This is a genomic window from Protofrankia sp. CiP1_Cm_nod2 (genome assembly GCF_920664355.1).
Classification (GTDB): domain Bacteria; phylum Actinomycetota; class Actinomycetes; order Frankiales; family Frankiaceae; genus Protofrankia.
In genome coordinates, this window is record NZ_CAKKTL010000013.1 from 31,119 (window position 1) to 36,496 (window position 5,378).

5 protein-coding genes are annotated in these 5,378 nt (G+C 74.9%); all 5 read right to left on the reverse strand.

Annotation, left to right across the window (positions count from 1 at the left end; translation table 11 throughout):
* Positions 1-169: 169 nt before the first annotated feature.
* Positions 170-1,789, reverse strand: coding sequence for a DUF4397 domain-containing protein (locus tag NBW84_RS02695; protein ID WP_250281371.1), 1,620 nt, complete (start codon positions 1,787-1,789; stop codon positions 170-172).
* A gap of 8 nt (positions 1,790-1,797) precedes the next feature.
* Complete coding sequence (locus NBW84_RS02700; protein WP_250281372.1) at positions 1,798-2,571, reverse strand: hypothetical protein; 774 nt, start codon at positions 2,569-2,571, stop codon at positions 1,798-1,800.
* Positions 2,568-4,004, reverse strand: a complete 1,437-nt coding sequence (locus NBW84_RS02705) for a hypothetical protein (RefSeq protein ID WP_250281373.1) — start codon at positions 4,002-4,004, stop codon at positions 2,568-2,570. Before NBW84_RS02705 ends, NBW84_RS02700 begins: the two co-directional genes overlap by 4 nt.
* 1 nt (position 4,005) lies before the next feature.
* Positions 4,006-4,764, reverse strand: a complete 759-nt coding sequence (locus NBW84_RS02710; RefSeq protein WP_250281374.1) for a hypothetical protein — start codon at positions 4,762-4,764, stop codon at positions 4,006-4,008.
* A 199-nt stretch (positions 4,765-4,963) separates the two neighbouring features.
* Positions 4,964-5,378, reverse strand: a 415-nt coding sequence (locus tag NBW84_RS02715) for a hypothetical protein (protein ID WP_250281375.1), incomplete at its 5' end; no start/stop codon positions are given.

Below are 5,378 nucleotides of genomic sequence, written 5' to 3' on the forward strand. Positions count from 1 at the left end.
CCATCGGATCCCCCACCGTCGGCACCTCCCCCCACCCCGTGTCTGGGGCCACCCCGGTGGCCGCCATCCTGATTCTGGGCTCCGCCTCCGCGAGGTGCCCGGACGACCGTACGCGCAGGTGGATGTCCCCACAGCCGGAGAACGACGTCCGTTCCGGGATCCTCGCGGGTCAGCCCCGTAGGGACAGCGAGACGATGAGGTCATCCCGATGGGTGCCGCCCTCGACCGGGCCGGCGCAGGTCACCAGCCGCAGTTCGGGCAGGGGCGCCGGCCGGTAGAGGATCCCGGTGGGCAGCGCGCTTTTCGGGTATGCGTCGAGCCGGTCGACGGTGAACACCAGCCTGGCACCGTCGGCCCGTAGCACGGTGACCTCCGCCCCGGGCGTCATGCCGGCCAGCCCGGCGAACACCGCGGGTGCGCGATGCAGGTCGACGTGCCCGGCGAGCACGGCCGAACCCGCCTCCCCCGGTGCCGGGCCGCCGCTGTACCAGCCGACGGTGTCGCCGTCGGGGACGGTAGCGAGCTCACCGTCGGCGGCGCCCGGCAGCCGGATCCCCCGCTGCTCGTCCCCGCCGACCAGCCCGAGCGGCACGACCGGTACCGGAGCGGGCATGCCGGGCAGGATCAGGCCGACCGGGCGGGTGGCGGATTCCCGGCCCGTCCCCTCTGCCGGCGGGCTTGCCGACGGGACGGGGATCATCGTTGGGCTCGCCGCGGCCACCGGCGGGGCCGGCGCGCCACCCGTCGCCGTATGATCGTTTACCGCGTGGCGCGTGCCCACCCGCGCTGTCCCGGTACCGGTCGCCGAGCACGCCACCAGCACCAGGCAGCAGAGGATCATGATGACCGTCGGACGCCGGCTCCAGGCAACGGCCCCCACACCCACAGCGATCAAGACAACAGCGATGGCCGTGATAAAGGCGGCGATAGAGAGGAGCGGCACACCGGTGGCATGGATGTCGCCGGTACGGACCGGGCCGACGGGAGGAAGCGGCGTCCCGTGGGCGTCGACGGTCCAGCCGGCGGCGACCGGGGCATCGCCGGATCCGCCGCTGAGCAGCACACCGACCGCGTCCCCCGCAGGGGCGTCCAGCTGGCCGATGACGGCCAGGTCGCTGGTCGCGCCGAGCCGTCGCAGCCCGAACGTGCCGCTGCCCGGCACCACGGTGACGAACGAGGAGACCGTTCCCGGGCCGACCGGGTTCCCCAGCCGCCTGCCGGCCGCGTCGACCAGGCTCACCGGGCCGACACCCTCGGCCGCATGGATCAAACGGACCGCGATCCGCCCCGGGCCGGGGGCGGTGAAACCGTCGACGACCACGCGAGCTGTCAGTGTGGCCGTCCCGGTGACGATCACACTGACCGTCCCACCTGGTGGCATGTCGACCGGCACCGTGAGATCGGCGGAACCTTCCCGGGTGAGGGTCAGCCGGGCGGCGCCGGCCGGCACCCGGCGGTAGCCGGACAGCTCCCGGAAATGAACGGTCAACGATGACGAACCCGTGCCGCTGACGTTCAGCGCCGGGCCGGGAGCGGCGTCGACGACCCGCACCGCCGCGTGCGCTCCGCCGCCGGCCGTGTCCACCGCGGCCGGCGTGTCCACCGCGGCCGGCGCGGCCGGCGGAACCGGGGCAGCCGCCTGCACGGGCCGGGCGGACCAGGCCATCAGCCCGGAGCCGAGAGCGAGCAGAGCGCCCAGAGCGGCCAGGACCGCCACCGCCCGGCGACGGGCACCAGCCCGGACCGCGACCGCGACAGGGACAGGGACCGCGACAGGTGCATCGATCATCCCAGCCATCAGATGCCGCCCAACGTCTTGGCGTAACGCGAGACAGTGCCGCCGGCGCGGTTCACGTAGCTCCGCCACGCCGTCTCCACCCGGCCCAGGCGGACAGGACCCAGCTCGTCAGCCCCCACCCCGGCGCCTACGATGCGTACGTCCACCCCGGTGAGATCCGCCATCAGGCCATCCGACGCCAGCTGGTCGAGCAGCCTGTTGATGTCAGCGTCGTCGAGCTCGCGGGCGGACAGGTCGTACGGCGCCCGTGTCGAGATCCCGTCGGTGAACACGGTCAGCTCCCGCCGCCCGGCCGGCCCCGCCCGCAGCGCGGCCCCGGCCAGCACGAACGCGCCGAACAGGTCGGTGGCGGTGGCGGGCAGCGCGGCGGCGCAGTCGACCAACGCCCTGGTCGCGGCGATCGCCCTGTCGACCTGCCCGGTTTCGGCGGCGCTGTCGAACAGGGTGTTTCCCCGCGGGTCGGGGGCGGCCAGCGTCATGTCCACCGGCGTGCACCGGCCGGCCCGTGCGTTCGCGTCGGCCACGTCGGCGTATGCGCGGCCACCGGTGCAGCGGCGCAGAGCCGCCGTGGCTTCGTCGAGGTAGCGGGCACGCTGGTCGGCGGCCACACTCGCGGAGACGTCCACCACGATGCCGCACCGCGGCGGCCGGTCCGAGGCGCGGGACCCGCAGCCGGGGACCGCCACGCTCAGCGCGGCAACGACAGCGGCGGCGACGGTGGCGGCGTGGGCGCGGAGGACCGTGATGCCGTCGCTCCGGCGGGGCCTGCTCATGACGGTTTCCCCTTCCCCTGCTGCCGGTTCCCCTGCTGCCGGCTTTCCGGGCCCGGAGAGCCCACACCGTTGGTGGACGGGCCGCTGCCGCCGCCGTACGTACCGGCCGGCACGGCCGCGCCGTCCGGTGCCAGCGGCGGCGAGTACAGCGAGTACGGCGAGTGATGCGATGGCTGGCTCGGGACAGGCTCGGCGGCGCGAGGCTTCGCGGGCTTGGGTTCGTCCCGGCCGGCCGGCTGCTCCTCCAGTGGGCGGACGTCGGCGGGTATGCGGGCCGTGAGCCGCGCGATCTCTCTGTCGAGCCCGTCGGCCCACGCCGGCAGCGGCCAGTCTGCGCGCTCCAGCGCCGCCAGCGCCGCCGCGCGCTCGATCGGGCAACGGGCCACCAGATCGGCGCGGTAGCTGTCCCGCACGATCTCGACCCGGGCGCGTTCCTCCCGGGCGAGCCCGCGGTATGCCTCCACGGTGGCGATCGCCTCCTGGACCGCCGCGCGTTGCGCGGCGGTGACGTCGTGCAGGGCGCGCCGGGCCCGCCGGAGCCGGAACCGTGCCCAGCGCAGCCGCAGCCCGGTGCGCCGTACGGCGGCGGCGACCGGGTCATGCGCGTGGTACTCGACCGCGGCGGCGGCCATGGTGAACAGCGCCTGCAGGGAGAGGAACAGCCCGAACGCGACCGGGAACCCGGTTCGTAAGGGCGCCCCGGCCGGCCCGAGCAGGGCGATCTCACCGACGAAGGTCGACGCCCGGACGCTCGCGAGAAACACGTTGGTGACCACCAGCACCACCAGCGCGACGATGACCGCCGGGGACAGGAACGTTCCGCCGGCCGCCCGCACCGGTCGCCCCGCCCGGCGCTCGTCCACGCTTGCCCGCTGCTCCCGGGTGTGGCGGGCGAGATGCCCCGCGAGCACCAGGCCGGCGAAGACGATCGCGGCGGCGAGCAGGCAGGTCTGCAGATAGGGTGCGCCGAGTCCGTCCAGCGTCGGTTTGAGTGCGACCGCCTCGGCGGTTGTGATGACGCCGAGGACCCCGGCCCGGGTGAGCGGCGACCAGCTCAGATGCGCGAACCGGCGCCGCGGCCTTTCAGCGGCGAGCAGCGCGTCGACCGCGGCACGATGCTCGTCCGACGCCTCGGTGGCCCGCGCCGCGGCGTCGGCGCACACGTCGGTGCGGGCGGTGACCCGTGCCCGGGCGGCGGCGACACGGTCGGCGGCGCGAGCGTGGTCGTGAGCGTAGCCCCGGCCGACCGCCTCGAGCCGGGCCGCCACATGCCCGGCCAGGATCCGCTCGAATGGCAGGGCTGTCTTGCCGGTCTCGCTGTCGGGGAACGCGGCGGCGGCGTCCCGTTCGGCGCTGGCCCGGGCGAAGTCGAGCAGGCCCCGGTTGTTCAGCCGCGGGGGCGGGGTGAGGGGGTACCGCTGCCTGGCTGCCATCTCATGCCTTCCGGGTCTCGGGACGCGGGTCCGTGTCGCCGTTTGCGGTTGCGGTGGGTACCCGGTGCACCGCTGTCAGCCACGCGGGTGGCGGGAACGCCGGTGGGACCCACGCTTCGGCGAGCGCCGCCGCGTCCTCGCCCCGGCGGCGCAGGTTCGCCGCCCGGTACACCTCGACGCACTGGTCGCGGAAGGACGAGATCTCGTCGGCGCGCGCTTCCGCGTCATCGATGAGCCGTTCACGTCGTTCCAACAGCCCGGCCAGCCGGATCCGCAGCTCGCTGAGCCGGCCCCGGTCGGCGAGGCTCGCCGTCCGCGCCTGCGCGGCCCGCCGCCTGGTCCGGGCCGCGGCGTCGTCGCTGGTGGCCGGCTGGCCGAGCGCTTCGGCGTCGGCGACCATCCGGTCGGCCGGGTCGGTGTCCTGCTGGGCCCGCACGACCGCGATCGCGGCAACGGTCTCCGCGATCTCCGTGTCGATCTCGATCAGCAGCGTGGTCAGGGCCGAGCGCAACCGGCTGTGGGAGCGTTCGGCGCCTGCCGCCAGCTCCCGGATCGCCGGGGTCACGAACGAGGCGGGTGCGGACGTCGGTATCCCGGCGCCCGCGTCGCGCCGTCCCCGCCACCACAGCCGCAGCCGGGTCCGCCGGCCGACTCCGGCGTGACGGCCGTCGAGCCGCGTGGCACCGAACCCGGTGGCACCGAGAGGGATGATCGCTGTATGGCCGGCGCCGCGGCGCTGGGGGCTGGTCGGCTGTGACATGCTGACTCCGTCCGTAGCGGGTGTCTCACCCCCCGGCAGACGGACACAGCGGACGGACACAGCGGACGGACGCGGCGGACCAGCGCGGCGGACGAGACGCCCACCGCGGACGGGCACGGTACGACCCCGTGATCATGGGGTTACCGTTTCGGGCGGGCGCGTCCGGCGGTCACCTGGCGGTGGCCGGCCGGCGTCCGGCCTATGGCGATGGTTCGTCCAGCTCCCTGGTGTCGTTCTCGGCCCAGGAGCGGAGCTGATCGGTCAGCCGCTGGTGATCCTCGCGCAGCGAGCCGCGGGCCGGAGCGGCCGCCGGGGCGGGCCCGCCGCCGAGTTCGCGCTGGACCTTGGACAGCAGGTCGCCGCAGGTGCGAATCCCGCTCCGGCGAATCGGGTGCCGAGGGGACGCCTGGCCCTGATGCGACCGCAGCGCCGCCGCGAAGGTCTGCAGTTCCGTGCCGTGTGTGGTGACCGCGTCCGAGCGGATCTGGTAGGCGAACCGGCTGATCGGGAGATCGGGCGTGTACCAGCCTGGCCCGAGCAGCCGGTCGGCGACCGTCATCGCCAGATGCAGCGCGTGCCAGTCGTCGACGAGGGTACGGCGGGCCGGCGGCGGG

Excerpts from the sequence above, each read along its gene's own strand:
- NBW84_RS02700 (WP_250281372.1), bottom strand. The coding sequence starts at position 2,571 with ATGAGCAGGCCCCGCCGGAGCGACGGCATCACGGTCCTCCGCGCCCAC.
- NBW84_RS02710 (WP_250281374.1), bottom strand. The coding sequence starts at position 4,764 with ATGTCACAGCCGACCAGCCCCCAGCGCCGCGGCGCCGGCCATACAGCG.
- NBW84_RS02705 (WP_250281373.1), bottom strand. The coding sequence starts at position 4,004 with ATGGCAGCCAGGCAGCGGTACCCCCTCACCCCGCCCCCGCGGCTGAAC.
- NBW84_RS02695 (WP_250281371.1), bottom strand. The coding sequence starts at position 1,789 with ATGATCGATGCACCTGTCGCGGTCCCTGTCCCTGTCGCGGTCGCGGTC.